The 25964-nt window shown below is 64.5% G+C and carries 27 protein-coding genes; 19 read left to right on the top strand and 8 right to left on the bottom strand.

What is annotated here, in order from left to right; translation table 11 throughout:
- Positions 1-29: 29 nt before the first annotated feature.
- Complete coding sequence (locus tag N5B55_RS22065; protein WP_304540087.1) at positions 30-1292, bottom strand: glucarate dehydratase family protein; 1263 nt, start codon at positions 1290-1292, stop codon at positions 30-32.
- Positions 1293-1695: 403 nt separating this feature from the next.
- Between N5B55_RS22065 and N5B55_RS22060 the strand changes: the two genes are divergently transcribed.
- From N5B55_RS22060 to N5B55_RS22005, 12 genes are all read left to right on the top strand, one after another.
- Positions 1696-2454 carry an SDR family NAD(P)-dependent oxidoreductase gene (locus N5B55_RS22060; protein WP_304540086.1) on the top strand — a complete coding sequence of 253 codons (759 nt, stop codon included), beginning with the start codon at positions 1696-1698 and terminating at the stop codon, positions 2452-2454.
- A gap of 85 nt (positions 2455-2539) precedes the next feature.
- Entirely contained in the window at positions 2540-3856 is a 1317-nt protein-coding gene (locus N5B55_RS22055) for an ABC transporter substrate-binding protein (RefSeq protein ID WP_304540085.1), read from the top strand.
- A 13-nt stretch (positions 3857-3869) separates the two neighbouring features.
- Entirely contained in the window at positions 3870-4763 is an 894-nt protein-coding gene (locus N5B55_RS22050; protein ID WP_304540084.1) for a carbohydrate ABC transporter permease, read from the top strand.
- Positions 4753-5652, top strand: a complete 900-nt coding sequence (locus tag N5B55_RS22045) for a carbohydrate ABC transporter permease (protein WP_304540083.1) — start codon at positions 4753-4755, stop codon at positions 5650-5652. The genes N5B55_RS22050 and N5B55_RS22045 overlap by 11 nt, the downstream gene beginning before the upstream one ends.
- Before the next feature lie 28 nt (positions 5653-5680).
- Entirely contained in the window at positions 5681-6772 is a 1092-nt protein-coding gene (locus tag N5B55_RS22040) for an ABC transporter ATP-binding protein (protein WP_304540082.1), read from the top strand.
- An 86-nt stretch (positions 6773-6858) separates the two neighbouring features.
- A complete protein-coding gene (locus N5B55_RS22035) occupies positions 6859-8109 on the top strand; it encodes a porin (RefSeq protein WP_304540081.1) in 1251 nt (416 codons plus the stop codon).
- Positions 8110-8128: 19 nt separating this feature from the next.
- Positions 8129-8896, top strand: coding sequence for an HpcH/HpaI aldolase family protein (locus tag N5B55_RS22030; RefSeq protein ID WP_304540080.1), 768 nt, complete (start codon positions 8129-8131; stop codon positions 8894-8896).
- 14 nt (positions 8897-8910) lie between these two features.
- Positions 8911-9756, top strand: coding sequence for an NAD-dependent epimerase/dehydratase family protein (locus N5B55_RS22025; RefSeq protein WP_304540079.1), 846 nt, complete (start codon positions 8911-8913; stop codon positions 9754-9756).
- A complete protein-coding gene (locus N5B55_RS22020) occupies positions 9756-10682 on the top strand; it encodes an SMP-30/gluconolactonase/LRE family protein (protein ID WP_304540078.1) in 927 nt (308 codons plus the stop codon). The genes N5B55_RS22025 and N5B55_RS22020 overlap by 1 nt, the downstream gene beginning before the upstream one ends.
- Before the next feature lie 146 nt (positions 10683-10828).
- Positions 10829-11812 carry an alginate lyase family protein gene (locus tag N5B55_RS22015; protein ID WP_178961296.1) on the top strand — a complete coding sequence of 328 codons (984 nt, stop codon included), beginning with the start codon at positions 10829-10831 and terminating at the stop codon, positions 11810-11812.
- Positions 11813-11822: 10 nt separating this feature from the next.
- Positions 11823-13142 (top strand): MFS transporter, encoded by a 1320-nt coding sequence (locus N5B55_RS22010; RefSeq protein WP_304540077.1) that lies wholly within the window; start codon positions 11823-11825, stop codon positions 13140-13142.
- Between the two features lie 14 nt (positions 13143-13156).
- Positions 13157-14413, top strand: a complete 1257-nt coding sequence (locus N5B55_RS22005; protein WP_065855770.1) for a glycerate kinase type-2 family protein — start codon at positions 13157-13159, stop codon at positions 14411-14413.
- A 178-nt stretch (positions 14414-14591) separates the two neighbouring features.
- On the opposite strand, the gene N5B55_RS22000 is transcribed toward N5B55_RS22005, so the two are convergent.
- Complete coding sequence (locus N5B55_RS22000) at positions 14592-15356, bottom strand: SDR family oxidoreductase (RefSeq protein WP_009239961.1); 765 nt, start codon at positions 15354-15356, stop codon at positions 14592-14594.
- A 48-nt stretch (positions 15357-15404) separates the two neighbouring features.
- Positions 15405-16079, bottom strand: coding sequence for a histidine phosphatase family protein (locus N5B55_RS21995; RefSeq protein WP_304540076.1), 675 nt, complete (start codon positions 16077-16079; stop codon positions 15405-15407).
- Between the two features lie 234 nt (positions 16080-16313).
- Between N5B55_RS21995 and N5B55_RS21990 the strand changes: the two genes are divergently transcribed.
- Positions 16314-17537 (top strand): M20/M25/M40 family metallo-hydrolase, encoded by a 1224-nt coding sequence (locus N5B55_RS21990; RefSeq protein ID WP_304540075.1) that lies wholly within the window; start codon positions 16314-16316, stop codon positions 17535-17537.
- A 233-nt stretch (positions 17538-17770) separates the two neighbouring features.
- Positions 17771-18892 (top strand): beta-ketoacyl-ACP synthase III, encoded by a 1122-nt coding sequence (locus tag N5B55_RS21985; RefSeq protein WP_304540074.1) that lies wholly within the window; start codon positions 17771-17773, stop codon positions 18890-18892.
- A gap of 27 nt (positions 18893-18919) precedes the next feature.
- On the opposite strand, the gene N5B55_RS21980 is transcribed toward N5B55_RS21985, so the two are convergent.
- From N5B55_RS21980 to N5B55_RS21970, 3 genes are all read right to left on the bottom strand, one after another.
- Entirely contained in the window at positions 18920-20032 is a 1113-nt protein-coding gene (locus tag N5B55_RS21980; protein ID WP_304540073.1) for an alpha/beta hydrolase family protein, read from the bottom strand.
- A 2-nt stretch (positions 20033-20034) separates the two neighbouring features.
- Positions 20035-20874 carry an AraC family transcriptional regulator gene (locus tag N5B55_RS21975; RefSeq protein WP_304540072.1) on the bottom strand — a complete coding sequence of 280 codons (840 nt, stop codon included), beginning with the start codon at positions 20872-20874 and terminating at the stop codon, positions 20035-20037.
- Positions 20875-20947: 73 nt separating this feature from the next.
- The gene (locus N5B55_RS21970) at positions 20948-21802 is read right to left on the bottom strand and encodes a LysR family transcriptional regulator (RefSeq protein WP_304540071.1); all 855 of its coding nucleotides are present in this window, start codon (positions 21800-21802) and stop codon (positions 20948-20950) included.
- Positions 21803-21905: 103 nt separating this feature from the next.
- Between N5B55_RS21970 and N5B55_RS21965 the strand changes: the two genes are divergently transcribed.
- Positions 21906-22289 carry a tautomerase family protein gene (locus N5B55_RS21965; RefSeq protein WP_304540070.1) on the top strand — a complete coding sequence of 128 codons (384 nt, stop codon included), beginning with the start codon at positions 21906-21908 and terminating at the stop codon, positions 22287-22289.
- Positions 22286-22411 (top strand): hypothetical protein, encoded by a 126-nt coding sequence (locus N5B55_RS21960; protein WP_304540069.1) that lies wholly within the window; start codon positions 22286-22288, stop codon positions 22409-22411. Before N5B55_RS21965 ends, N5B55_RS21960 begins: the two co-directional genes overlap by 4 nt.
- On the opposite strand, the gene N5B55_RS21955 is transcribed toward N5B55_RS21960, so the two are convergent.
- The gene (locus N5B55_RS21955) at positions 22401-23363 is read right to left on the bottom strand and encodes an SRPBCC family protein (protein ID WP_304540068.1); all 963 of its coding nucleotides are present in this window, start codon (positions 23361-23363) and stop codon (positions 22401-22403) included. The genes N5B55_RS21960 and N5B55_RS21955 overlap by 11 nt on opposite strands.
- Positions 23347-23703: an ArsR/SmtB family transcription factor gene (locus tag N5B55_RS21950; RefSeq protein ID WP_009239950.1), complete on the bottom strand. Its 357-nt coding sequence runs from the start codon at positions 23701-23703 to the stop codon at positions 23347-23349. The genes N5B55_RS21955 and N5B55_RS21950 overlap by 17 nt, the downstream gene beginning before the upstream one ends.
- Positions 23704-23820: 117 nt before the next feature.
- Here N5B55_RS21950 and N5B55_RS21945 point away from each other — a divergent pair, with 117 nt between their 5' ends.
- The 3 genes from N5B55_RS21945 to N5B55_RS21935 are packed head-to-tail and all read left to right on the top strand — an operon-like array spanning position 23821 to position 25915.
- The gene (locus tag N5B55_RS21945) at positions 23821-24708 is read left to right on the top strand and encodes an alpha/beta hydrolase family protein (RefSeq protein ID WP_178961289.1); all 888 of its coding nucleotides are present in this window, start codon (positions 23821-23823) and stop codon (positions 24706-24708) included.
- A complete protein-coding gene (locus N5B55_RS21940; RefSeq protein WP_009239948.1) occupies positions 24705-25139 on the top strand; it encodes a MarR family winged helix-turn-helix transcriptional regulator in 435 nt (144 codons plus the stop codon). The genes N5B55_RS21945 and N5B55_RS21940 overlap by 4 nt, the downstream gene beginning before the upstream one ends.
- The gene (locus tag N5B55_RS21935) at positions 25136-25915 is read left to right on the top strand and encodes an enoyl-CoA hydratase (protein WP_065855746.1); all 780 of its coding nucleotides are present in this window, start codon (positions 25136-25138) and stop codon (positions 25913-25915) included. The genes N5B55_RS21940 and N5B55_RS21935 overlap by 4 nt, the downstream gene beginning before the upstream one ends.
- Positions 25916-25964 lie beyond the last annotated feature (49 nt).

Here is a 25964-nt window from a genome sequence, read left to right as displayed (position 1 = left end):
TCAGTCGGGAAAAAATTGCGGGGCGGTGGTCAGTAACGCGGCTTCTTGCGTGTCCAGTCGGGGCGGAACTTGCGCATCTGCGAGACATCGTCGCGGTTGGTGATACCGCAGCGCAGGTACTGCTCGTGCAAGGCGGCCAGCGCATCCCGGTCAATCTCGATACCAAGGCCCGGTGCGTCGGTCACGCTCACGCAACCGCCCTCGATGGCGATCTTGCCGCCCTTGAGCACTTCGTCGTCCTGCCACGGGTAGTGCGTGTCGCAAGCGTAGGTCAGATTGGGAACCGCGGCGGCCAGGTGCGTCATCGCCATCAGACTGATGCCCAGGTGCGAGTTGGAATGCATCGACAGGCCCAGCCCAAAAGTGTCGCACATCGTCGCCAGCACCTGCGTGGCGCGCAGGCCGCCCCAGTAGTGGTGATCCGACAGCACGATCTGCACGCCATTGAGGGACACGTTGCGGCGGAACTCGTCCATGTCGGTGACTACCATGTTGGTCGCCAGCGGCAGGCCCGTGGCCTTGTGCAGCGCGGCCATGCCTACCAAACCTGGGGTGGGGTCTTCGTAGTACTCCAGGTCGCCCTTGAGAAGCTCCGCCATGCGGATGGCTGTCTCCAGCGACCAATTGGCGTTCGGGTCGATGCGTAGCGGGTGGTTGGGGAAGGCGCGCCGGAGCGCCTTCAGGCATGCCACCTCCACCTCCGGCTCCAGCGCGCCGGCCTTGAGCTTGATGCTGCCGAAACCGTATTCGTCGATCATCTTGCGGGCCTGGGCAACCATCTGCTCGGCATTGAGCGCGGGGCCCCACGGGTCGGGCTTGTACGACGCGTCGACATCGCTGGCGAACTTGAAGAACAGGTAGGCGGAGAACGGCACCTTGCGGCGCACTGCGCCACCCAGCAACTCATGCACGGGAATACCGAGCGAGCGAGCCTGCAGATCCACGAACGCCACCTCGAACCCGCCGAACACCTTGCGGTCGCCCTTGTTGGCGGCTGAACCTGGCGCGACGTCCAGTTCAACCCCCTGCGATGCCGGGGCTCCTGCAGCCACCACACGCTCCCACAGGCCGTTCAGGTCGAACGGGCTGAGCCCAACCAGCGAATCCTTCACGTTCAGCAGGCCGTCGAGCACCGGCTTGTCGCCATAGGTCTCACCGAGGCCAACCAAGCCATTGTCGCTCTCCACCTCAATGATGGACCGCAGCGCAAAGGGCTCGTGGACGCCGCTGGCGTTCAGCAACGGCGGATCGCTGATGGCAATGGGGGTGACGCGAACGGCGGTGATCTTCATGGATGGCTTCCTCTTGTGAGTGACGGCGTAAGGCCTGCAGCCCTATTTTAGGGTAACGTTTTCCTATCCTAATCAATTTTCCTGGGCGCGTAAACCGAACGCTCTGACCGCCCGGATCTGCACGGCGTGGCAGAGGTAGATCCCCTTTCAGGCCGCGAGGGCGGATCATAGGATTTGGCGTATCCAGGCCGAATATGGGTAGTTTGTGGGGCGAGATTCCCCGGCATGTCCATCTCATATCGCATCGCGCGCGACAACTGGAGCGCTTCGTTGATGCGTGCTTTCGGTGGGGTCGGGTTTTCACGTATGCAGAAAATTAGGAAAACGGTTGACTTGATTTGATCGGCTCCCTATAGTTTGGAAACCGTTTTCCAGCAAGCCCCTTTCAAAGCGCGTCTTCCACATGCATATCCAGTTCGATTTCCACGGCAAGTTGGTCGTCGTGACCGGCGCCAGCGGCGCAATCGGCGCGGCCATCGCCAAAGAATTCCACCGTGCCGGCGCGCACGTGGTCGCCACCGGCCGCAACCGTCATGCGCTCGATACCCTGCGCGAGAGCCTGGGCGAGCGCTGCGACATCGTCATCGGCGACATGGCCGACGCCGCTCACCGCCAAGCCATCATTGATCGTGCCATTGAGCGTGGGGGTATCGATGTGCTGGTCAATAACGCCGGCATGACCCAGACGAAGAAGCCAACGGAAGAGGGCACGCTCGCGGATTTCGACGAGATCGTCTCGGTCAACCTGCGCGCCATGTACGCACTCAGCCTGGACGTGATGCGCGGCTGGGTTGGACTTGGGCACCCGGGCGTGGTGGTGAACGTGTCGTCACCCGGGGCGCAGCGTGCGCACCGCAATAACGCGATCTACGACATCAGCAAGGGCGGCGTGGATGCCATGACGCGCTGCCTGGCGGTGGACTTTGGCCGCCACGGCATTCGCGTCAATGCGATTGCACCGGCGCAGATCCCGCACTCGCATACAAAGAACGTCGACCCTGCGGCGGCAAGCGGCCTGCCGCTGCCCCGTCACGGGCTGGCGGAAGAGGCTGCGCGGCCGGTGCTGTTCCTGGCATCCAGTGCGGCGTCGTTCATTACCGGGCATGTGCTGCCCGTTGACGGGGGCTTGCTGGCGCAGTTGCGAATGCCCGCCGCAGCCTGAGGCGGCGCAAGGGCGCAGTAGTTGATGAACGAGCACGGCGCCACATGCATTGGACGCCGGGCCGATAGAACAAGCAGGAGACAAGATGAAGTTGACCAAGCAAAGCCCGCATCAATTCGCGCGGCTGGCGGCCTCTGCCGCGGCATGCGTGGCGCTGTTCGGATTCGCATCACACGCGCTGGCCGAGACCACGCTACGTGTCTGGACGCGCTCCAACCCGGATGCGCGCGCCACCTACGACAACATTGCTTCGGCGTTCACCAAGAAAACCGGCATCAAGGTCGAGTACTTCAACGCGATGACGGACTACGAGCAGCGTCTGTCGCGCGCGATTGCCGGCAATGACTTGCCCGACGTCATCATCAACGACAGCTCGTCGCTGGGTCTGATGATGAAGACGGGTGTGGCCGCCGAGATCGACCGCGCCGGTTTCCCTGGTGGCGCTGACATTCAGGACCGTGCCTGGCAGGGGGCGCAGGGCTACAACGGCAAGTACTACGCGGTGCCGGTGTCTGTGCAGTCGTTCGTGTTCTTCATCCGCAAGGACTGGCGCGAAAAGCTCGGCCTGCCGCAGCCGAAATCGTGGGATGACATCGCAAAGCTGGCCAAGGCCTTCACCACGATGCAACCCGCTGGTGCAGGCAAGCCGGTCTACGGCTTTACGTTCCCGGCATCGGCCACACGCGGCTACACCACCTGGTTCATGAGCAGTTTCCTGTGGCAAGCCGGCGGTGATTTCATCCGCCCGGACGGCAAGGGCAGGTTCCGTGGCGCCCTGGATGAGCCCGCCGCAGCAAAGACGGTGGGCTATTTCCGTCAGATGTTGTGCGTTGACAAGGTCACGCAGCCCGGCGCCATCAATGCCACCACCGCCGATGCCATTGCCAGCTTCCGCTCCGGCCAAACAGGCATCTTCTTCAGCGGCCCGTATCACATCGCCGTGGTCGATCAGGAGCCGGGGCGTGACAAGGTGGAGGTGATTGCTCCCCCGCCGGGCCCGGCCGGCAAAGCGGACAGTCTCGGCGAAGGGGAGTTGGCCTATGTCACGCGTTCGGCCAACAAGCAGGCTGCGCTGTCATACATTGCGTTCCTCACCTCGCCGGAAGGGCAGAAGCTTGGTATGCATCCGGGCGGGTTTCCCGTGGTGCGCCTGCCCGTCAACAAAACCGTCGATGCCGGCAAGGTCTATAACGACCCTCGCTGGCAGACGGTTGAAACCGTGTACGCCAAGAATGCGCACTACGCACCGGCCATTCCCGACTGGATGAGCGTGCGCCAGCTCACGGCTGATGGCCTGAACCGCATTCTGGCCAACTGCAGCAGCGATATCGATGCCGGCCTGAAAGACCTGAACAAGAAGGTCAATCAGGAGTTGGCCCGCCAGCGCGTGGGCGCGAACTGACGGTGAGCGCCTCATGAAACTCACCATCGGACTTCCCACCAGGCGCAGCGCCATCCCGTGGCTCTTCCTGCTGCCGGCCATTGCGGTGTTTGCCACGTTCAAGTTCGTGCCGATGCTGCGCGGGCTGGAGATGAGCTTCTACCAGGTGCACTTCGGCTCGGATTGGCAGTGGGTGGGGCTCGATAACTTCGAGCGCGCCTTTGCCGACACCGATCTGCATGCTGCTGTGGTGCAGACGGCGCTGTATGTGGCGGTGTCGGTCATCGCATCGGCTGTGATTGCCTTCTTCCTCGCATTGGCGCTGGAAGGCCCGGCGCGGCACCTGCGCATCATCCGCACCGCGATGTTCCTGCCGGCCGTGACGAGTGCCGCCGTGGTCGCCCAGATCTGGCAGATCCTGCTGGCTCCCACGCCCGAGGGCATCGGCAACACGATGCTGGGCTGGTTTGGCGCGGCACCCGCGGGCTTTTTCGCCGATCCGGATCTTGCCCTTGGCTCCTTGATCGCCATGCAGATCTGGAAGACCGTGCCGTACGACATGATGATCTTCATCGCGGGTCTCACGGGCGTGAACCGCGAACTGTACGACGCGGCCGCTGTGGATGGCGCCCGTTGGCACCATCGCCTGTGGTACGTGACGCTGCCCGCCATTCGCCACACGTTCGTGATCGTGGGCGTGCTCGGCTTCATTCGCGGCGTGCGTGTGTTCACCGAGGTGTACTCAAGCACCGGCGGCGGCCCGGGTGGCGCGACCGAGGTGGTGATGACCTACGTCTACAAAGCCGGTTTCGTGCAGTTCGACTATGGCTATGCCTCTGCCGTGTCTTGCCTGCTGTTCTTCTTCACGGCCGTGACCACCGTCACCTACCTGGCCTTGCGGCAACGGAGCAAACGCCATGACCGCTAAAACCATCGTCGCCAGACAACCTGCCGTCATGACGCCCACGCAATCTCGGATCCGGCTCTCGGCTGCAGCCGGTATGGCAGTTCGCTGGCTGCTCTACGCCGTCGTTGTCGTCATCTTCGCCGGCCCGTACTGGGCGATGCTGGCCACCGCCTTCAACGCCGATACCGTGCAGCCGGGCCAACTCCAGTTGTGGCCCTCGCATCCTTCGCTCAAGCACTTTGTCTATGCGTGGAGCGAAGCCGGTGCCTGGCGACATCTGCTGAATTCCTGCGTGGTGGTGGTAGCCGGGCTGGCGCTGCAGATCACCGTCAGTGCGCTGGCTGCTTATGCGCTGGCGCGCAAGAAGTTCGTTGGAGCAGGGGTCGTGAGCTTGCTGTTTCTGTCGACCATGATGCTGCCGGAAGAGGTCATTGCCATTCCGCTCTACCTCGTGCTCGGCAAACTGCCGGTGGTGCACGTGAGTCTGCTGAATTCGTACCTTGGAATGATTCTGCCCGTCGCCGGCTGGGCGTTCTCCATCTTCGTGCTGACCGAATTCATGAAGGCCGTCCCGATGGAGCTGGAGGAAGCCGCGCGCATCGACGGCGCCAGCGAGTGGCAGATCTTCTTCAACGTCGTGCTGCCGCTGGTCAAGCCGGCACTCGGGACCACGGCCATCTTCGGTTTCTTGATGATCTGGGACCAATACCTGTTGCCCCTCATCGTGGTCAACCGCGAGACGCTGTACACGCTGCCCGTCGTGCTCGCCTCGCTACGCACAGACGAACACATCTCGCCCAACGTCTTCATCGCAGTGACGCTGCTTGCAATGATCCCGAGCGTGGGGCTGTACCTCGGCCTGCAAAAGCACTTCCAGCGCGGGCTTACGTCCGGTGCGCTGAAGGGCTGAAACCGACAACTGACAAGAGGAGCGAATCATGGCTTCCGTGACCCTGGTCGCAATCGACAAGCGCTTTGGCGACCAGCACATCATCAAGAACGTCTCGGTGGACATCCGCGACGGTGAATTCTGCGTGCTCGTGGGCCCGAGCGGCTCCGGAAAATCGACCTTGCTGCGCATCATCGCGGGCTTGGAAGAGGTGTCGAGCGGCGCCGTCTGCATCGGCGGGCGCGACGTGACACAGCTGCACCCCAAGGAGCGCGACATCGCGATGGTCTTCCAGAGCTACGCGCTCTATCCGCAACTCACCGTGCGCGAGAACATGGGCTTCAGCCTGAAGCTCGCCAAGCGGCCCAAGGCAGAGATCGACGGCATTGTGAACGAGATCGCGCGTTCGCTGGCACTCGACAAACTGCTGGACCGCTATCCGCGCCAGCTCTCGGGCGGCCAGCGCCAGCGCGTGGCCATGGGGCGAGCTATTGTGCGCAAGCCGTCGGTCTTCCTGTTCGATGAGCCGCTTTCGAATCTCGATGCAGCGCTGCGTCACCACGTGCGTGCGGAGATCCGCGAGATGTACGAGCGCATGCGCACCACGTGTGTGTACGTGACGCACGACCAGGTCGAGGCCATGACGCTGGCCGACCGGATCGTCGTATTGCGCGATGGCGGTGTCGAGCAGGTCGGCACACCAGTCGAGTTGTATGACCGCCCGGTGAACCGGTTCGTCGCGCAGTTCATCGGCTCGCCATCCATCAACTTCTTCGAGGGCGTGGCCCAGGTCCGTGGCGACCGGGCTGCCATCCGCTGCGCGGACGGCGTTGAGATCGCACTGCGTGACCGTGGCGCCGTGCAGGATGGCCAGGAGGTGGTGTGCGGCATCCGGCCGGAGCACATCAGCATCGGCGGGGACGAAGGAGCGCACGACATCCGTGTCAATGCGCGAGTGAAGAGCGGAGAGTTCTACGGTGCCGAGACGTTGCTTGTCTGCGATACGCCGGTCGGCGCACTCGCAGCTACCGGCCGCGACCGCCAGGCCTATGGTCTGCAGCACGGCGCGCACGCCAGCCTGAGCATGCAGTCGGCCAACCTGCATCTGTTCGATCGCACAACGGAGCTGCGCTTGAACTGAGAGACCGGTTTCCCGCAGTGGATCTGCCACGGGTGAAAACCACAAAGCAATCACAAAGAAAACAGAGATCCACAAGGAGGAAGGAAATGGGTTTGAACACGAAGCTCTCTTGCGCGGCCGGCGCGGTGGCGGCGATGTGTGCGTCCGTGAATGTGCACGCACAAAGTTCGGTAACGCTGTATGGAGTGATCGACAACACAGTCGAGGCCGTGCGCACTACGGGATCCAACAAGGTGGGCGGCAATGTGCCGATGGCATTCAAGGACTCCAGCAACAGCTCGCTGTGGGGCTTGCGCGGCAAGGAGGAGCTGGGCAATGGCCTTTCCGCGATCTTCCAGATCGAGTACGGCTTCAACGCGGATACGGGTTCAGGCCCCAGCGGGCGTGATCAGTTTGTCGGCCTGCGCAGCGACACGCTCGGTACAGTGCAGATGGGGTTGATGACGACCCCGATGCGCGGCCTGGGCGGCAAGCTCAACTTCATTCCGGGCAGCACATCGATTGCCAACAACATTGGCATCATGACCACGCTCAACGGCGTGCAGACCAACCTGAATGCGCGTCTGGCCAACACCATCCAGTACACCACGCCCGACGTGCTGGGCGGATTGAGCGCGCAGGTGGTGTATTCGCCGGGCGAGGGCAGCGTGGGCCCGACCAACAGCAGCGTGAGCGGCTCTGCCGGCAAGCCGATCAACGGCATGTACGCGTGGGGCGCCGGGACGCAGTTCGCTCGTGGCCCGATTTACGCCGCTTATGCCTATGAAACGCGGCGTGGCCAAGCATTGCTGGGCGCGGGGGCGGGCCTCTCGGGGGCGGGCAGCGCGGGCATGGGCGTGGCTGGGGCCGGCTACTCGAACGACTACGAACACCGCGTGGCTGTGCGCTACGAGGCGACGTGGCTGTCGGCGGGCTCGACCAACTTCTCGGTAGGCTGGGACCGGCTTGGCTCCAAGGGGATCTTCGGCACGGGTGCAGCCGCTGGCAGCGGTGAGACGTACCGTGATGCCTTCAGCATATCGGTCATGCAGAAAGTGGGCGCGCAGGATTTCATCTTCAGCTATTCCGTGGCACGCCCGCTCAAATGCTCGGGCGCAGCGCAGTTCGGCCAGTGCTCGGATGCGCAGCGCGAACACACGGGCGCGCAGCAGATGGTGTTTGCGTATCACTACTGGCTGTCGCAGCGCACCATGTTGCAGGCCTACGTCAGCCGCATTCACAACGGCTCGTTTGCCACCTATGACTATGACGTGAACCCGGTTGTCACCGCGGTGGCAAACCGTACACCGGGTGGGTCCCCGATCGGTGTAGGCCTGGGCATCCGGCATTCGTTCTAACTCTCGGTAGGGCTTTTCCATGCAGCGCAACCGGTTCAAGGCACAGTTGCTCGCTCGCAAGCAGCAACTCGGCATCTGGAGCATGCTGGCCTCCAGCAATGTCGTCGAAGTCCTGACGCAGTCCGACTACGACTGGATCCTCCTCGACACCGAGCACGCACCCAACGAGGTGCCGATGGTGCAGGACCAGTTGCGCACCGTGGCCCAGACGCCGATGTCGGCGGTGGTCCGGCCCAGCACGAATGACGCGGTCGTCCTCAAGCGCCTGCTCGACATTGGCGCGCAGACGGTCCTGGTACCCATGGTGGATACCGCGGACGATGCGAGGCGCGCCGCAGCGGCAGTCCGCTATCCACCGGCGGGTATCCGTGGCGTGTCGCTTGCCACGCGCGCCAACCGTTATGGGCGCGATGCCGACTATGGCCAATGCGCCAATGAGGAGGTCTGCCTGCTCGTGCAACTGGAGACGCCCAGGGCCCTGGAGAACCTCGAGTCCATCGCTGCGGTGGAAGGCATCGATGGCATCTTCGTTGGGCCCGCCGACCTCGCCGCCACGATGGGACACCTGGGCGACGTCCGACATGCGGCGGTGCAGGCTGCCATCCATGACGCCTGCGAGCGCGCTCACCGTTGCGGCAAGCCGATCGGCATCCTGATGGCTGATCCGGAGCTGAATGCCCGTTACATCGCCGACGGCTTCGACTACGTCGCTGTCGCCACCGACATCAGCCTGATGCGCAGCGGAGCGGAAGCCGCACTCAAACAGGCTCGTTTACATCAACGCTAACCACACCATTGAGCATGGGAACCAACGAAACAGAAAGCGGCACAGCTGCACAACACAAGCCATTCAAGCGGCTACTTCTGACCGGCGCTGCCGGCAACCTTGGCCGGCAACTGCGCGGCGCGCTGGCGGCATGGGCTGAGGTGGTTCGCGTGAGTGACATTGCTCCGCTGGGCGAGCTGGCCGGCCACGAAGAGGGCGCAGTGGTCGACCTGGCAGACCGGCAAGCTGTGCACGCCCTTCTCGAAGGTGTCGACGCGGTCGTGCACCTGGGCGGCATTTCGGTCGAGGCCCCGTTCGATGATCTGATGCAGGCCAATATTCTCGGGTTGTACAACGTGTACGCCGCTGCGCAAAAACAAGGCGTGAAGCGCGTTGTCTACGCCAGCTCGAACCACGCGATGGGCTTTCATCCGGTCACCTCGGTGCTGGATGTCGATGCACCGCTGCGCCCGGACTGTCTGTACGGCGTGACCAAGTGCTTTGGCGAGGCGCTGTCGCGCTACTACTTCGATCGCTTCGGCCTGGAGACGGTATGCCTGCGCATCGGCTCGTCGTTCGAGGCGCCGAGGAATCCGCGCATGCTGGTCACGTATCTGAGCTATCGCGATTTCATTGAACTCGTGCGCTGCTCGCTGTTTACCAACCGCGTCGGCCACGCGATCGTCTATGGTGTGTCGGACAACCGCATCAAATGGGCCGACAACACCAAGGCGAGTTTTCTGGGCTTCCGCCCGCAGGACAGTTCGGCGCAGTTCGAACACCTGTTTCCAGCGGTTGCCCCCAGCACCCATTTCGATGACCCCACGCAACGCTACCAGGGCGGCCCCTTCGTGCTTGCCGGGCCGATGGAGCCGAAGTGATGCCCGTGGTTTCGCAAGCCTCTATCGAACGCATTGACGTCGGGTATGCACCGGCCACGGTCGGCGAGAGCCCGGTCTGGCGTGCGCAGGAAGACGCGCTGTACTGGGTCGATATTCCCGCGCAGCGCATCGTGCGACAGCACGTCTCCTTGGGCGTGCGCACCGAGTGGACATTGCCCGAGAAGGTGGCGTGCATGGCGTTCAGCCGCAACGGCACGCTGGTGGCTGGGATGGAAACGGGCGTGTTCGCCGTCACGTTGGGGGAGCCCACGCCTGCCGATGGCGTGTTGCCAGCCAGCGTAAGCAAACTGGCCGCACCGGCCTTTCCCGTTCCACGCATGCGGTTCAACGACGGCCGCTGTGACCGCCAGGGCCGCTTCTGGTCCGGCACGATGGTGCAGGACATGGCCGCCGCCAATCCGGCCGGCGCATTGTTCTGCCTGGATGCACAGGGTCGGCTGTCGGCACCCGTGGTCGATCAACTCATCGTGCAGAACGGGCTGGCGTGGTCGCCCGATGGCACGACGATGTATCTGTCCGATTCGCACCCGCAGCGCCGGCTGATCTGGGCATTCGACTACGACACCGAGACGGGGACGCCCAGCCGCCGCCGGGTCTTTGCCGATCTGCACGATTACGTGGGGCGCCCCGATGGCGCCGCGGTCGATGCCGATGGCTGTTATTGGATCTGTGCGAACGATGCCAGGGCGGTACTCCGCTTCACGCCGCAGGGCGAGCTGGATCGCAGGATCGACCTGCCGGCTGTCAAGCCGGCCATGTGCGCATTCGGCGGGCGCGATCTCGATACGCTGTTCATCACGTCAATCCGCCCCGCCGTCGGTGCGACAGAGCATGACGGCCATGTTTTCGCGCTTCGCCCGGGGGTACGCGGCTTGGCCGAGCCCGAATATGCGGGGGTGCTGTGAGCTGCGAACACATCTCGCCCAGGTATTCCCCGGGCCGGCGGCTGCTTTTGCACGGCATGTTCGCAGCGCCGTTGGCAGTCGCGGCCAGAGGCTATGGCAACGGCTGGGCGGCCGATCTGGTATCCCGCCCCAACAGTAAGAATGCGATGACGTACGCACTGACCTCGTTACAGCGTGCGGAAGCACTGGCGGCTTCCGTACCACCTGCGGTGGCGGCACAACTCATTTCACAGGCGCACACAAGCTTGGCGCGCCCGCTGCATGTGCGCGACATCGTTCACACGCAGGGCCTCCTGCCGCATGAAGGCGACCGCGATGCAAGCGTGCTGGCCCAGCAGGATTGGCAGCAGACGCTGGTGCAGGCGTTGGCGTTTCGCGTATCCAACACCCCCGCTTATGCCGACAAGGCGGTGGCGTACATCGCAGGATGGCTGCCGGTATACCGCTCATCCTCCAACCCGGTCGACGAGGCTGAGCTCGTGCAATTCCTGTTCGGGCTCGATCTGATGCGTGAGCATTTGTCAGCCGAGCTGGCAGAACGCGTCCCTTCCTTTGGTGCGCAACTGGCCGAGGCTTACCTGACGCCCGCGCGGCGCGTGGGCGACGACAGCACACTGCTCAACAACTGGCAGAGCCATCGCATCAAGCTGGCGACCGCCGGGGCCTATCTGAGCGGCGAGAGGCGGTGGATCGACGCTGCGCGGGCGGCCTTCATCGATCACGTGCGGCAGAACGTGCGCGATGACGGCAGCACGTACGATTTCGCCCAGCGTGATGCTATGCATTACGTGGTCTACAACCTCGAGCCGCTGTTGATGGCAGCAACGATGGCGGTTGCGCATGGGCAGGATTGGTACGGCGCCCCGGAGATTCGCGGCCGGCTGGCGAGCGCGCTGAACTGGCTTGCCCCCTATGCGCGGGGTGAGAGGCAGCACGAGGAATTCGTGCACAGCAGCGTCAAGTTCGATGCGCGTCGCGCTGCTGCCAACGTGAAAGGCTACTCCGGCCTATGGCAACGCAACGAGGCAGCGGACCTATACCGCATCGCCTCGCATCTTGATCCACAATTTCGCGCCGTATCGGTTGGGCTGAATGCCTCGCCGGTTGCGCGCGCCTTGTTCCCCGCCTAGGGAGAGCGCGATGAAAATGAAAATCAAGGGACTGCGCTGGTGGATGATCGGCCTGCTGACGCTCGGTACGGTCATGAACTATCTGGCGCGCAGCTCGCTGGGCGTGGCCGCACCCACGGTCATGCAGAGCCTGCATATCACCACGCAGCACTACGGATGGATTACCGGTGCCTTCCTGGTCATGTATCCGATTGGCGCGCCGCTGACCGGGTATCTGATGGATCGCATCGGCCTGCGCTTCGGTTTCTTGCTGTGCGGTGTCGCATGGTCGCTCATCTGTATCGCGCATGGGTTCGTAAGCGGCTGGATCGGGCTGTTCGTGCTGCGTGGCATGCTGGGGCTCGTGGAAGGCGCTTTCATCCCGGCCGGTATGCGCGCCACGGCCTACTGGTTCCCCGCTCGGGAGCGAGGCTTTGCGGCCGGCACGTTCAACCTGGGCGCTTCGGTCGGGGCCATCATGGCGCCGCCGCTGATCGCATGGTCGATCCTCAAGTACGACTGGGAGACCGCCTTCATCATTGCTGGCGCACTGAGCCTCGGCTGGGCTGGATTGTGGCTGATCTTCTATCGTCATCCAGATGCGCACCCAGCGCTGACGAAGGAGGAGGCGGACTACATCGCGGCGGGGCAGGTGGAGGACCAGACGATTGGAGCGAACGACAGGGTGGCGCAGGCAAAGGATGGCGGCAGGCCGACCATCCGCCATATCCTGTCTCAGCGGAATTTTTGGGGCATTGCGTTGCCGCGCTTCTTCGCCGATCCAGTGTGGGGCACGCTGGTCTACTGGATGCCGCTGTACCTGTATCAGGCACGCGGGTTCGATCTCAAAACCATTGCGCTCACTGCGTGGCTGCCATTTGTGGCCGCGGATTTCGGCTGCATGATGGGCGGCACCATCTCCGCGTATCTGAACAAGCGCTTCGGCGTCGCCATCGTCGACGGCAAGCGCGTTGCATTCTCTCTGGGTGCGGTGCTCATGATCGGCATGGCGGGCGTGGGTTTCGTCAAGGACCCAGCGGTGGCCATCTTCTTGCTGTGCTTGGGCGGATTCGCACACCAGACCCTTTCGATCTCGGTGATCTCTCTGTCGGCAGACCTGTTCCCCAAGCACGAAGTGGCGACTGTTACTGGCATGGCGAGTTTTGTGGCCGGAATCGGCAACCTGAGCTTCACATTGCTGATCGGGGGGCTGGTCAGCAGCATCGGCTACACGCCGTTCTTCGTGGCGCTAGGCTGCGGTGACCTGATAGGCATGGCGCTGCTGTGGACGCTGGTCAGGCATCGCGCGCCGGCACAAAGCCGCAATCTATCTTCGGCGGCAAACGCCTAGCTTGGGAGTTGACGATGGACCCAAGTTTGCTGTTGCGAAAGATGTTTGACGCCGCGATCGATGCAGCGCTGCCGGCGAGCAACCTTGCGGCGCATCTGCCCGAGGCGCCCGCCGGTCGCTTGATCGTCATCGGTGCCGGCAAGGCATCTGCAGCCATGGCGCGCGCCGTTGAGACACATTGGAAAGGCCCACTCAGCGGCCTGGTGGTGACTCGTTACGGTTACGCCGTGCCGTGCGAGCGCATCGAGATTGCCGAGGCCGCACACCCAGTGCCCGACGCTGCCGGGATGGATGCCGCAAAGCGGATGCTGTCGCTGGTCGGCAACCTGAGCGCGAGCGACACCGTGCTGTGTCTGATCTCGGGTGGTGGGTCGGCGCTGCTGCCGTTGCCGATCGATGGCGTTACGCTGCAGGACAAGCAGGCCGTGAGCCGCGCGCTGCTCAAATCTGGCGCAAGCATCAGCGAGATGAATTGCGTGCGCCGGCACCTGTCAGGCATCAAAGGTGGACGCCTGGCGGCAGCATGCCATCCGGCCAAGGTCGTCACACTGCTGATCTCCGATGTGCCGGGCGACGATCCCTGCGACATCGCCTCCGGCCCGACGGTCGGCGATCCCACGACGTGTGCGGATGCGCTGGCGATCCTGCAGCGTTACCGGATCGACGTGCCGAAACCGGTGCTCGAGGCGCTCGAAAGTGGGCGCGGCGAATCCCTCTTTCCAGACGACTCGCGCCTGGCGGGCAACACCGTGCGCATGGTCGCCACGCCCCAGATGGCGCTGGAAGCCGCTGCCGCGGTGGCGCGCGCGGCCGGAATCCCCACGCACATTCTCGGCAACGCGATTGAAGGCGAGGCGCGCGACGTCGGGGCGGTCATGGCAGGCATTGCGCGGCAAGTCCGGCTGCACGGCCAGCCATTTTCTGCACCGTGCGTTTTGCTGTCTGGCGGTGAAACGACCGTCACTGTCCGTGGTAATGGCCGTGGTGGGCGCAATGTCGAGTTCCTATTGGCCCTTGGTATTTCACTCGCGGGCGAACCCGGCATCTACGCAATGGCTGGCGACACCGATGGCGTGGACGGTCAGCAAGAGATTGCTGGTGCAGTGCTCACTCCCGATTCGCTCCGCGAAGCGAGGGCGCTCGGCATCCAGCCGCGCGAAGCGCTCGACAACAATGACGGGCACGGCTTCTTTGGCGCCTTGGGCGCATCTGTCGTGACGGGCCCGACCTTCACGAACGTCAATGACTTTCGCGCCGTGCTCGTTTTATGAAAGCCCCCCCAGTGAAGCTCACGTCTGACCTCTGCTGCTCCCTTTCTTCACGCTTCACTCAGGCGCTGATGCACGAGTAAGCCGTGCGCTCTGGGAGCCGTCACCCCGAGGCCCGGCGCAATATCGGTGTGCCGGGCATGGAGACCAGCGGAGGTGCACCGGCAGGGGCGCCCCGTTGTCAGACCGTCATGCCGCCGTCGACGACGATGCACTCGCCATTGGTGTAGCTCGCTGCATCAGACACGAGGTAGAGCACCGTGCCGGCCATCTCGCGCGGCTCGGCGTGGCGGCGCAGTGGGATCTCGCTGATCCAGCGGTCGTACGTGGCCTTGTCTTCAAAGAGCGCGCCCGCGAACTTGGTCTTCGTCAGACCCGGCAGCAGGGCATTCACGCGAATGCCGAACGGCCCGCATTCCTTGGCGAACGCGCGCGTCATGTGGGCCACGGCGGCCTTGGTGATGGAGTAGATGCCTTGCTTGTCGCCCGGGTGCAGCGCGTTGACCGACGCGGTATTGACGATCGCGCCGCCGCCCTGCGCCTTCATCATCTTGCCGGCTTCAACCGACATGAAGAAGTAGCCGCGGATGTTCACCTCAACAGTCTTCTCGTACGCCGCCAGATCCGTGTCGAGGATGTGGCCGAAGTGCGGGTTGGCCGCCGCGTTGTTGATGAGAATGTCGAGCCGGCCGTGCGTGCGGCGGATGGTGTCGAACGCCGCGGCAATGTCTTCCATGCGCCCGACGTGGCAGGCGAGGGCTTCCGCCTTGCCGCCGGCTTCACGGATGCGTTCTGCCACGACTTCGCAGTCGGCCAGCTTGCGGCTCGACACGATCACGTGCGCGCCTTGTTCTGCCAGCAGCTTGGCAATCTCTTCGCCAATGCCGCGGCTGGCGCCGGTAACCAGGGCGATCTTTCCGGTCAGGTCGAACAGGTTCGTGCTCATGGTGTGCTCCTCCAATGGTGATCTGTTATGGGCGTCCGGCCTGGGCGATCAGCCGTACGTCTGGAACGCGCGTCGGGCCGGATCGTCCAGATGCGGGATGCCGTTGAAAGTGGCCAACTGGAACGATTCGGCGTTGAAGAAATACTGCGAGACGCTGCTGTTGCGGATCTGCAGGTTCAGCGCAATGGCGGTGGTGGGCGGTGCGGCCAGCACCTGCTGCGCGGTCACCGCAATGGGGCCGCCGGAACTGATCGCCAGCACACGCTGCCCGGCGCCTGCCTGGATGGCCGCGCGGGCGTCGGCCACGCGTTGCTGGAAGGCGGCCCACGTTTCAGGAAGGGGCCCGCGGATCTTGTCGTCCGACCATAGATGCAGCACCTTCTTGAGCGCCCGGTAGTGATCGCGCATCGAGCCCGAGGCCAACTGCGTCAGCTCCGGAAAATCCTCGCCCAGCGCGGCAAAGAGGCCCTGGAAGTCGTATTCGTTCAGCCCGGCATGCTGCTCAACCGCCGTGCCGGAAATGCCCATGCCGCGCAGGATGCCGTCGACGGTCTGGTTGTGTCGGCGCAAGGTGCCGCAGATGACGCGATCAAAAACAATGTCCTGCCGCGCAAAATATTCACCAAGCCAGACGCTCTGCTGCTCGCCGCGCTCGGAGAGCCGGTCGTAATCTGCAGCGCCAAACGAGGCCTGTCCGTGCCGTACGAGATAAAGCTCCGCCATCGTGTGCTTGCGAAAAATTCACGGGAGAACCAGAGTAGCGGCGCGTGCATTATTTGTGAAATTTATTGTTTGAATGACCGGTAATGCATGCGATGAATAGTTATTACGCTGCATCAGTCGCGGCCCAAGAGCAAGCCACGCATGACGACCGTGCGCCGAACGCAACATGGCTGCCCGCGCGGCACGATCTTGTGTGTAATGGCCGTTTCGCCACTCGCTAGAAAAAGGTCCTGTATGAAACCGTCCCGCCTTGCCGTTGCTGCGCTGTTGCTGTGTGCCACAGGTCTGTCTTGTGCCGCCGATGCCAATCCCAAGGTGCTGTCCGCCGCCGAGGGCTACCGCGGCGACGCACTGCAATTGCTCGAGCGCCTGGTGAACATCGATTCGGGCACGGGCAACGAAGCGGGACTGAGCCAGATTGGCACCATCGTCACCGACGAACTGCGCAAGGCTGGCGCCCAGGTGGAAACGGTGTCCGCCGCGCCGGCAGCGGGCAACAACATCCTGGCGACCTGGAAGGGCTCCGGCAAGACGCGCATTCTGCTGATGGCGCATATGGACACCGTCTTCAAGGACGGCACCGCACGCGCCAAGCCGTTTTACATCAAGGACAAGCGCGCCTACGGCCCCGGCGTGATGGACGACAAGGGCGGCGTAGTGGCGGGTTTGTATGCGATGAAGATCCTGCAGCAGCTCGACTTCAAGCAATACGGGCAGGTCACGCTGCTGCTCAACACGAACGAGGAAACCGGCTCCAAGGGCACGCGCGCGTTGATCGAGCGCGAAGCGAAGCAGCATGACGTGACGCTCAACCTGGAACCGGGCCGGCCCGCCGATGGGCTGGTCGTGTGGCGCAAGGGCAGCGGCACGGCGGAGATCGACATCAAAGGCAAGGCCGCGCACGCCGGCGTGGCGCCCGAATCCGGTCGTAACGCCGGCAACGAACTGGCGCACCAGGTGCTGCAAGTCGGCAAGCTGGGCGACAGTGCCAAGCAGACGACTTTCAACGTGACGGTGCTCAAGGCGGGCGACGCGACCAACGTCATCCCCGACCATGCAACGGCGTACGCCGACGTGCGCGTGGCCGTGCCGGAGGAATTCGACCGCGTGGAGCGCGACCTGACGCGCGTGTCGGCCAACAAGCTGATCGCCGAGACGGAAGTGAAGACCTCGCTGGTGCGCAGCTTCCCGCCGATGCCGCGCAATGCGGCGTCCGACCAACTGGCCGCCAAGGCGCAAGCCATCTACGCCGAGATCGGCCGCAAGCTCACGCTGGAGGGCAGCGGCGGCGCGGCCGATTCCAGCCTGTCGGCGGGTGTCGGTACGCCCACGCTGGATGGCTTCGGGATTGTTGGCGGCGGCATCCACACGCCGGAGGAATACGCGGAAGTGGAGAGCGTCGTGCCGCGCCTTTATCTGCTCTCGCGGATGATCATGGAGGTTGCGGCGAACAAGTAGCCGCAGCGCCCACGCTGCGGAACAAAGCGCGGGTGACGGCGCGGTGCTGTCACCCGTTTTGTTTTGCTGGCTGGGCGAGGGCCGGGGCCGGGCGCGCGGAGTCGGGATGGTGTCGGCGCATGTGCGCCCGGCTGAACAAGGTCCAACTAGACGTAAACGACCACATGCCGGCCCCCGCATTGCCGGGCCGATGTGCTATCGTCGCCGCCACGAAAAATTCATAAATTCCGGGTATGTACGACGTCGTTATCAGCGGCACGGGCCTGTGGGTCGCGCCCGAGGTCATCACCAACGAGGAGCTGGTCGCCTCCTACAACGCCTACACTCAGCGCTACAACGCGCAGCACGCCGAAGCGATCGCCGCGGGCGAGCTGACGGCGCTGGCGGAATCGTCGGCGGAGTTTATCGAGAAGGCTTCAGGCATTCGCCAGCGTTACGTGATCGACAAGGCCGGTGTGCTGGACCCAACGCGCATGCGCCCGCGTCTGACGCCGCGCCCCGACGATGCGCTGTCGCTGCAGGCTGAGATTGGCGTGGCGGCCGCGCGCGATGCCTTGGCCGCTGCCGGCCGCGATGCCGCCGAGGTCGACATGCTGCTGTGCGCAACGTCCAACTTCCAGCGGCCGTATCCGGCACTGGGCGTGGAGATCCAGAACGGCATTGGCGCGGGCGGCTACGCGTTCGACATGAACGTCGCGTGCTCGTCGGCCACCTTCGGGCTGGAGCAGGCCATCAATGCGGTGCGCAGCGGCACGGCGCGGGCGGCGCTGGTCGTGAGCCCCGAGATCACCTCCGGCCACCTCGATTGGAAAGACCGCGACTGCCACTTCATCTTCGGCGACGTGTGCACGGCCGTGCTGGTCGAGCGCGCGGAAGACACACGCTCCGCCGACGCCTGGCGCGTGCTCGGCACCAAGTGCGCGACGAGCTTTTCCAACAACATCCGCAACAACGCCGGCTACCTCTCGCGCAGCGAAGACCGCAACCCGGACGACCGCGATCAGCTCTTCCACCAAGAGGGCCGCAAGGTCTTCAAGGAAGTCTGCCCGATGGCCGCCGAGCACATTGCCGGCCATCTGCAGCAACTCGGCCATGTCCCGGCTGACGTGCGCCGCTTCTGGCTGCACCAGGCCAACCTGGCAATGAACCAGCTGATCGGCAAGCGCCTGCTTGGGCACGATGCATCGGCCGACGAAGCGCCGGTGATTCTGGATGAGTTCGCCAACACCGCATCGGCGGGGTCGATCATCGCGTTCCACCGCCACCGTGCCGACCTGAAGTCGGGCGACCTGGGCATGATCTGCTCGTTTGGCGCGGGCTATTCGATCGGCAGCGTGGCGGTGCAGAAGCGGTAATCGATCTGCATCGAATCGCGGTGACGCTCAGGTCTGACCGGGCAGCGCCGCCCCGAAGAAATCCAGCGCCCGGCGCACGGCCTCGGCATGCACCGCATCACGGTCGACGCCCGGGTTGTCCTTGCACAGCAGCGGCACATGGGGTGCGGCCCCCGGCAGGCACGTATCCATGAACGTGTAATGCGACGCGCCCGGCACCAGCAGCAGATCGGCCTTGGGCAGCATCTTGGCGACGCGGCGCACGTTGGTGTCGACGGGCACGGTGACATCCGCGTCTCCGGCCATCAGCGAGACCGGGATGCTGATGTTGCCAAGCGACGTGGCGTCCATCGCCATGCCCAGTGCCGGCGCCATCGCAAAAACGGCTTTGATGCGTGCGTCGCGGTAAGACGCACCGGAGCGGGCGAGGGACGCTTCCGCCTGCGGTGATCTTGTCGTGTCGACGGTCGGGTTGATCTGCGCGCGGGCCATCTCGGGTGGATGGCAGATCGCGTCGGCCTGCGGCGAGCCGCAGAACGCCATGAACGCCGGGACATCCGTGCGTGCGCCGGCAAGTTCGAGCACCGTATAGCCACCCAACGAAAAGCCCACGGCGCCGATGCGCGTGCGATCGACATGCGCGCCCAATACGGGATCGGCGAGCACGCCATCCAGCACTTCGCTCACGTCAGTGGCGCGCTCCCACCACAGCATGAAGCCTTCGCGCGTGAGCGGTTCCAGCGCCGTGTTGCCCGGATGATTCACGCCCGCGACGATGTAGCCGTTCGCGGCCAGCGCAGCGGCCATCCAATCGAGGCTGCCCGCCGTGCCGCCCGTGCCGTGCGAAAGCAGCAGCAGCGGATGTTGCGCCTGCGTTGACGCGACGGGCGCTTCGCCGGCAGATGGCTGCATGCGGAAGGGCGACCGGCCCGGCGCATCGACGTTGTGCGAAACCTCCGGCACGGAAATGTCCACCGGATACCAGATGTTGGTGATGAGCGCCTGCGTGCGTGCCCCGCGCCAATGGCGTTCAGCCTGCGGGTGGAACGTGCGGGTGGTTTCGCCCACGTGAAACGGCGCAGCGGGTGCGTCTGCCGGACCGCCATGGGCAGCGCCCATGACGACGGCCGCCAGCGCGGCGGCAAGCCAACGGTGCAGCATCTCTACTCCTTGCGGATGGGGATCATCAGATCGGTCACGCAGGCACGCGGCGGGTGGTGCCGCCCTGGGCTGCGATACAACTCAAGTGCCGGCCGGTCGTCCGGTTCAAAGCCGTAGCTTGGGAGGCAGCCGCCGTAGAGCGCCTGCATGGTCGGCGCGATCAGCGCGTAAGGACCGATCAGCCGGTGGCAAGCGTAGAGACCGCCTTCGATGCGCATCGGGAGCAAGGGCCCGGTGACGGCGCGCGGCGCATCGAGGATGACGCCCGCGAAATACTCAAAGGAGCCGGGCGTTTCGGGGTCGCCGTTGCAGATGCCAATGCGATCGGGTGCATCCGCCGATTCCATGTCGATGCCGAGCAGTTGCCGCAACGTGATGAACGTCTGGCGGATGGTTGCGACGGGGCCGTCGTGGCGCAGGCAGAGCGCGTGCAAAGGCGGCTGCTCGATCAGCTCGATGGGCGGCAGGTCTTCCGTATCGGCGCTGCGCACATTCAGCGCTTGCTGCCGGGTCTGGAAGGCGCGCGGGCTTACGCCCGTGAACTCGCGAAAGGCGCGCGCGAATGCCTGCGGGCTGCCATAGCCGACGTTGAGCGCGACGTCGGTGACGGAATCTTCTGCGCCGCTCAAACGCCGCGCGGCCTGCGCCAGCCGCATGCGCTGGACGGTCTCGAACACGCCTTCGCCGGTCAGCGCCCGGTAGATGCGATGGAAGTGAAACGGCGACAGGTGGGCCACCGCGGCCAGACTCTGCACAGTATGTGGCGCGGCGGGGTCGGCCAGGATCGCCTGGATCACGCGGGCGATGCGGCGGTGGTAATCGTGTTGAGTGCGCGGTTTCATGGGGCAAAGCATAGTCGCCCCGCAGGCGCCGCGCGGTGCAGCGATTGCGCAAATCTGCGCCTATGGCTATCGTCTAACGCCCCGCCGTGGCCCGCAAGGTGGACGCGAACGTGCGCAGCGCCTTCTTCGCCACAGAATCGGTCAAACGGGAATGCAGCACCACGCTGCGTGGTGGAAGCGGAGGAAGGCCGAGCGCAGCGCCCATGTCCACTGTGCCGGGCGGCGCCACGCGGCGGCTGAGGGCCGCCACGGCGAGGCCCGCTGCCGCGGCCGCCCCGATGGTGGCCACACCGCCGCCCACAAACACCTCCTGCCAGGGAATGCCCGCGTCTTCCAGCGTGGCGACTGCCATCTGCCGTATGCGGCATGTGTCCGCTTGATTTGCCAGGCGAATGGGCTCGCCGGCGCGGTGTTCGAAGTCGGGCGCAGCCATCCAGCCGAACGGTTCTTCCATGAGGACTTCGCCATCGGTGCGGCGGTTGTCGTGGCGCAGTACGATGGCCGCATCCAACGCGCCGCTCTCGAAAATGTCGAGGATCTCCCACGAACTGGCGATGCGGATCTCCAGCGTCAATGCAGGTTCGGCCAAGCCCATCTGGCGGAGCAGCCGTGGCAGTTCAGCGCCGACGATGTGATGGCTGATCCCGACCGACAGCCGCCGCCGTTCCACGCCAAACGCGCCGAGCGCGCCTTCGTGCGCGGCCACCAGTTCGCGCGCCGCTACCAGAAAGGCGGAGCCATCCTGAGACAGCCGCACGAGGCGCGGCGTGCGTTCCAGAAGCCGGCGGCCCAGCGCATCTTCCAGCCGCTTGATCTTCAGGCTCACCGCGGATTGCGTGGAGTCCATGGCCTCCGCCGCGCGCGTGAAGCTCTTCAGATCGGCGGTCAACACGAAGGCCTGGACGGCCTCCATATCCAGCATCTTCATGGTTCAATCATTTTGAAATCGAATGATTGAAATATCTTAGGATGCCTTTTTTGAATGATCAACGTGGGGCATGCTTTGGTCACTGCAAACCTCGGAGTTGACCATGCCTCTCGTTCAAGTGTCGCTGCGGCGCGGCAAGTCTGCCGCTTATCACCAGGCCATTTTCGACGGCGTCTATCGCGCCATGCGCGAGACCTTCAACGTGCCGGAAGACGACCGCTTCATGACGCTCACCGAGCACGACGCCAGCACCTTCAGCGTCAGCCCGACGTACTTTGGCATCGCGCGTAGCGACGACGTTGTGATCATCCAGATCACTGCCAACAACACGCGCAACCGCGAGCAGAAGCAGGCCCTCTATCGCCGCATCGTCGAGCTGCTGGGCGAGGAGCCCGGCATACGGCCCGAAGACGTATTCATCAGCCTCGTGGAGGTGCTGCCCGAGAACTGGTCGTTCGGCAACGGTCTCGCGCAGTACGCGCAATGACGCCGCGCCAGGCGCTTCTGGCGCACCTGGGCGGCGTGTTGTGGGCGGCAGTGTTGATCGTCGGCGCGGCGGTCACGTTGGCGACCATTGCGCGCGACGTCGTGCAGGTGCTCAGTCCTTGAGCGAATTGCCGAGCATGTCGAGCAGGAACTGCGTGCCGCGCTCACGCGATCCGGAGTCGTCGTAGCCATCCAGGAAGGCGCCTTGCTCGGTCATGACGAGGTGCGTGCCGCCGGAGCCGTCCTTGGGCTCGCGCAATTCCAGCGTGGCGAGCGATGCGGAGATCTTGCGGTCGTCCAGGTGCATCACATACGAATAGACGACGCGCTCGTTCGGAATGACGTCGTGATACAGCGCTTCAAAGCTGGACACGACACCGCTGTCCCACCGGCCCTTGACGACCTCGCGGCCGCCGGGCGTGGCGTTCATTTCGCGCACGAGCAAGGTGTAGCCATTGCCGCCGGCAAACCACTTCGCCTTGGCGGCCGGGTCGGTCAGCGCCGTGAACACGCGCGAACGGGGTGCGTCGTACGTGCGTTCCACCGTAAAGGTGGCATGCACGACCGAGCGCTGGATGCCCTCCGCCACCGGCACGCTTGCGGCTTCGCGTTCCAGCTTGTCGAGCGTCTGCTTCCAGCCTTCGGACGCGCCCTTGATCATCATCTCGGCAATCGGCGCCAGCGGCGTGTGGGTTTGCGTAACTTCCATGCGCGTGCCGCCGCCGGTTTCTTCGGCAAAGGTCACGACGGTGTGGGCGTTCATCAGCGGGCGGTTGTCGCCGTCAACGACGTTCATGTCGATGACCAGGCGCGCGTTCGGCACGATCTCCAGAAAGTGACCGCGCGACCAGTGGTCTTGGCCCTCGGGCGAGCGCATGCAGACGTCAAACTTGCCGCCCACGCGAAACTCCACCGTTGCATCCGGCACCGTGTAGTGCGTCGGGCAGAACCAGCGCTTGATGTGGTCGGCGGTGCTCCAGGCCTTGAAGACCCAGTCGCGCGAAACCGGGAAGGTGCGTGAGATCACGAGAGGGCGCAGGGTCGTGCCGGCGGGGCGGTCAATGGTCGTCGTCATGTACGTCTCCTTGGGTTTTGAGTGTTTCCAGATAGGCGCCGAGGCGGTCGAAGTGCTGTTCCCACTCCAGGCGTCGTTGGTTGATCCACTGCTCGGCGAGGCTCAGCGCCTCCGGTTCGATACGGCAAGTCCGCACGCGGCCCACCTTTTCCGATCGCACGAGACCGGAGTTCTCCAGCACCGCCAGGTGCTGCATCACCGCGGGCAGCGAAATATCGAGGGGTTGGGCAAGTTCGCTCACCGACGCCGGCCCGCGCACGAGCTGCACCAGCATCGCGCGCCGGTTGCCGTCGGCCAGGGCCTGGAAGGCGAGATCGAGAGAGGTGTCATGGTTAAGCATGTGGTTAACTATAGCGGCTCTAAATAGTTAAGCAAGTACTTTATCTTTCTGTCGTTGACACACCGATTTACTTCGCATACAAAGTAAAACACTTCGCATGCGAACTAAATCGACGTCATGGACAGCACACCGCACACCATTCCCGCCACGGACGGCTACCCGCTGGGCGCCATGCTCTGGACCGCTGCCGGCGTGCCGCACGGCGTGGTCGTCATGCACCCGGCCACGGGCGTGCCGCAACGCATCTATCAAGCCTTTGCCAAATTCCTGGCCGAGCGCGGCTTCCACACCATCACGTATGACTACCGCGGCATCGGCGCATCCCGGCCCAAGAGCCTGCGCCGCTTTGCTGCACGCATGCGCGACTGGGCGCTGCTCGACGCCGAAGGCGTGATGCGCTGGGCAAGGGCGCGCTACCCGGAACTGCCACACCTGGCGGTCGGGCATTCTGTGGGCGGTCACGCCATCGGCTTGTGCAGTGCGGACTGGGACGTCGCGGGCGTGGTGCAAGTGGCCTGCCACACGGGCAACGCGCGCTTCATCCGCCAACGCGGCGAACGCTGGCGCGTGGACCTGATCCTGCGCGGCGTTGGCCCATTGATGGCGCGGTTGATCGGCTACGTGCCCGGCAAGCGCATGGGCCTGGGCGAAGATCTGCCGGGCGGCGTCGCCATCGAATGGGGCGCATGGGCCGGCATGCAGCGCTACTTTTTCGATGATCCGACGCTCGGCGCCATCGAGCGCTTTAACCGAGTCACGCATCCCGTGCTCGTCTACGGCTTTGACGACGACCCGTGGGCCACGCCCGCCGCCATCAACGCGTTGACGATGCACTTCACGAACACGTGGGTCGAGCGTCGGCAAATCACGCCTGCGCAGGCCGGCGGCGCAGTGGGGCACATGGGCTTCTTCCGCGCGCAGTTCGCCACCACGCTGTGGCCAGGTCTGGTGGATTGGCTGCGCGAACGTGCCGCCGCCACGCGCAACGAAGCGGAGGCTGCATGACAGCACCCGACCGCCGCCTTGTGTATCTCATCAGCGTTGGGCAGCGCCGCTTGCAGCGCTGGATTCAATCGCGTACCGGCGAGGGCGTGACCGCCGCGCAATCCGGCCTGCTGTTCTTCCTGGAGAAGAACGACGGCGCGTTGATGCGCGAAGCCGGCGCCGCGCTGGACCTCGGCCCCTCCGCCATGAGCGGCCTGGTCGATAGAACCTCCGACGCCGGCCTCATCGAGCGCCGCGCTGACGCCAAGGATGGCCGCGCCTGGCAACTCTGGATCACGCCCGCCGGCCGCGAAGCCTTGGCAGCAACACGCAACGGCCTGGCCGAGTTGAACGCGCGGCTGACCGAAGGCTTTACCGACGCCGAGATCGACGTTGTCGCACGCTGGCTCGCCAGCCTGCAAACCAAGTTCCCCAACGGAGACGAGCAATGAGTGAACATATCCAAAGCCACAACGCCGATGGCGTGCTGACGCTTACCCTGGCCCGCGCCGACAAGAAGAACGCCATCACCGATGCGATGTATGGCGCGCTGGCCGATGCGCTGAGCGCCGCCGAGCGTGACAGTACTGTGCGCGTGGTGCTGCTGCGGGCTGAAGGCGACATGTTCTCCGCCGGCAACGACATCGGCGAATTCGCGTCGATTGCGATGGCCGGCGGCAAGGGCAATGGCGAGCGCAATGTCATCCGCTTCCTGCATGCGCTGGCACGTGCCACGCGCCCGCTGGTGGCGGCGGTGCAGGGCCGCGCGGTTGGCATCGGCACGACCATGCTGCTGCATTGCGACTTCGTGCTGTTGGCGGACAACGCGCAGCTCTCCACGCCGTTCGTCAATCTGGCGCTGGTGCCGGAAGCTGCATCGAGCCTGCTGATGCCAGCCCGACTCGGCCACGTGCGCGCGTTCGAGATGTTCGCGCTGGGCGATGCGGTGAGCGCCGAATCGGCGCTCGCGTGGGGCTTGGCGAATCGAGTAGTGCCGTTGTATCAGCTCGGCACGGAGGCGCAGGCCATTGCGGCGCGGTTGGCGCGCCAGCCGCTGGGCGCCCTCACCGAAACCAAGCGGCTGATGCGCGATGCCGAACTGCTCAAGCAGCAGATGGATGCCGAGAGCGCCTGCTTTGCGCGGCGGCTGCAATCGCCCGAGGCGCATGAAGCCTTCCGGGCGTTCGTCGATCGACGGCCGCCCAATTTCAACGCCGTGGCGCACTGAGCGCGGCGGTGTCGTGTTCGGCGGCCCTGGGCCGGCCGCCTTTTTTCAT

Origin of the sequence: Ralstonia pickettii (assembly GCF_030582395.1) — a bacterium.
Classification (GTDB): domain Bacteria; phylum Pseudomonadota; class Gammaproteobacteria; order Burkholderiales; family Burkholderiaceae; genus Ralstonia; species Ralstonia pickettii_D.
This window is presented reverse-complemented; position numbering and strand designations above follow the sequence as displayed.

Excerpts from the sequence above, each read along its gene's own strand:
- N5B55_RS22005 (WP_065855770.1), top strand. The coding sequence starts at position 13,157 with ATGGACCCAAGTTTGCTGTTGCGAAAGATGTTTGACGCCGCGATCGAT.
- N5B55_RS22015 (WP_178961296.1), top strand. The coding sequence starts at position 10,829 with ATGACGTACGCACTGACCTCGTTACAGCGTGCGGAAGCACTGGCGGCT.
- N5B55_RS21940 (WP_009239948.1), top strand. The coding sequence starts at position 24,705 with ATGACAGCACCCGACCGCCGCCTTGTGTATCTCATCAGCGTTGGGCAG.
- N5B55_RS22020 (WP_304540078.1), top strand. The coding sequence starts at position 9,756 with ATGCCCGTGGTTTCGCAAGCCTCTATCGAACGCATTGACGTCGGGTAT.
- N5B55_RS21950 (WP_009239950.1), bottom strand. The coding sequence starts at position 23,703 with ATGCTTAACCATGACACCTCTCTCGATCTCGCCTTCCAGGCCCTGGCC.
- N5B55_RS22040 (WP_304540082.1), top strand. The coding sequence starts at position 5,681 with ATGGCTTCCGTGACCCTGGTCGCAATCGACAAGCGCTTTGGCGACCAG.
- N5B55_RS22030 (WP_304540080.1), top strand. The coding sequence starts at position 8,129 with ATGCAGCGCAACCGGTTCAAGGCACAGTTGCTCGCTCGCAAGCAGCAA.
- N5B55_RS21935 (WP_065855746.1), top strand. The coding sequence starts at position 25,136 with ATGAGTGAACATATCCAAAGCCACAACGCCGATGGCGTGCTGACGCTT.
- N5B55_RS21995 (WP_304540076.1), bottom strand. The coding sequence starts at position 16,079 with ATGGCGGAGCTTTATCTCGTACGGCACGGACAGGCCTCGTTTGGCGCT.
- N5B55_RS21955 (WP_304540068.1), bottom strand. The coding sequence starts at position 23,363 with ATGACGACGACCATTGACCGCCCCGCCGGCACGACCCTGCGCCCTCTC.
- N5B55_RS22000 (WP_009239961.1), bottom strand. The coding sequence starts at position 15,356 with ATGAGCACGAACCTGTTCGACCTGACCGGAAAGATCGCCCTGGTTACC.
- N5B55_RS22050 (WP_304540084.1), top strand. The coding sequence starts at position 3,870 with ATGAAACTCACCATCGGACTTCCCACCAGGCGCAGCGCCATCCCGTGG.
- N5B55_RS21990 (WP_304540075.1), top strand. The coding sequence starts at position 16,314 with ATGAAACCGTCCCGCCTTGCCGTTGCTGCGCTGTTGCTGTGTGCCACA.
- N5B55_RS22065 (WP_304540087.1), bottom strand. The coding sequence starts at position 1,292 with ATGAAGATCACCGCCGTTCGCGTCACCCCCATTGCCATCAGCGATCCG.
- N5B55_RS22035 (WP_304540081.1), top strand. The coding sequence starts at position 6,859 with ATGGGTTTGAACACGAAGCTCTCTTGCGCGGCCGGCGCGGTGGCGGCG.
- N5B55_RS22055 (WP_304540085.1), top strand. The coding sequence starts at position 2,540 with ATGAAGTTGACCAAGCAAAGCCCGCATCAATTCGCGCGGCTGGCGGCC.
- N5B55_RS21980 (WP_304540073.1), bottom strand. The coding sequence starts at position 20,032 with ATGCTGCACCGTTGGCTTGCCGCCGCGCTGGCGGCCGTCGTCATGGGC.
- N5B55_RS21985 (WP_304540074.1), top strand. The coding sequence starts at position 17,771 with ATGTACGACGTCGTTATCAGCGGCACGGGCCTGTGGGTCGCGCCCGAG.
- N5B55_RS22010 (WP_304540077.1), top strand. The coding sequence starts at position 11,823 with ATGAAAATGAAAATCAAGGGACTGCGCTGGTGGATGATCGGCCTGCTG.
- N5B55_RS21945 (WP_178961289.1), top strand. The coding sequence starts at position 23,821 with ATGGACAGCACACCGCACACCATTCCCGCCACGGACGGCTACCCGCTG.
- N5B55_RS21965 (WP_304540070.1), top strand. The coding sequence starts at position 21,906 with ATGCCTCTCGTTCAAGTGTCGCTGCGGCGCGGCAAGTCTGCCGCTTAT.
- N5B55_RS21970 (WP_304540071.1), bottom strand. The coding sequence starts at position 21,802 with ATGAAGATGCTGGATATGGAGGCCGTCCAGGCCTTCGTGTTGACCGCC.
- N5B55_RS22025 (WP_304540079.1), top strand. The coding sequence starts at position 8,911 with ATGGGAACCAACGAAACAGAAAGCGGCACAGCTGCACAACACAAGCCA.
- N5B55_RS22045 (WP_304540083.1), top strand. The coding sequence starts at position 4,753 with ATGACCGCTAAAACCATCGTCGCCAGACAACCTGCCGTCATGACGCCC.
- N5B55_RS21975 (WP_304540072.1), bottom strand. The coding sequence starts at position 20,874 with ATGAAACCGCGCACTCAACACGATTACCACCGCCGCATCGCCCGCGTG.
- N5B55_RS21960 (WP_304540069.1), top strand. The coding sequence starts at position 22,286 with ATGACGCCGCGCCAGGCGCTTCTGGCGCACCTGGGCGGCGTGTTGTGG.
- N5B55_RS22060 (WP_304540086.1), top strand. The coding sequence starts at position 1,696 with ATGCATATCCAGTTCGATTTCCACGGCAAGTTGGTCGTCGTGACCGGC.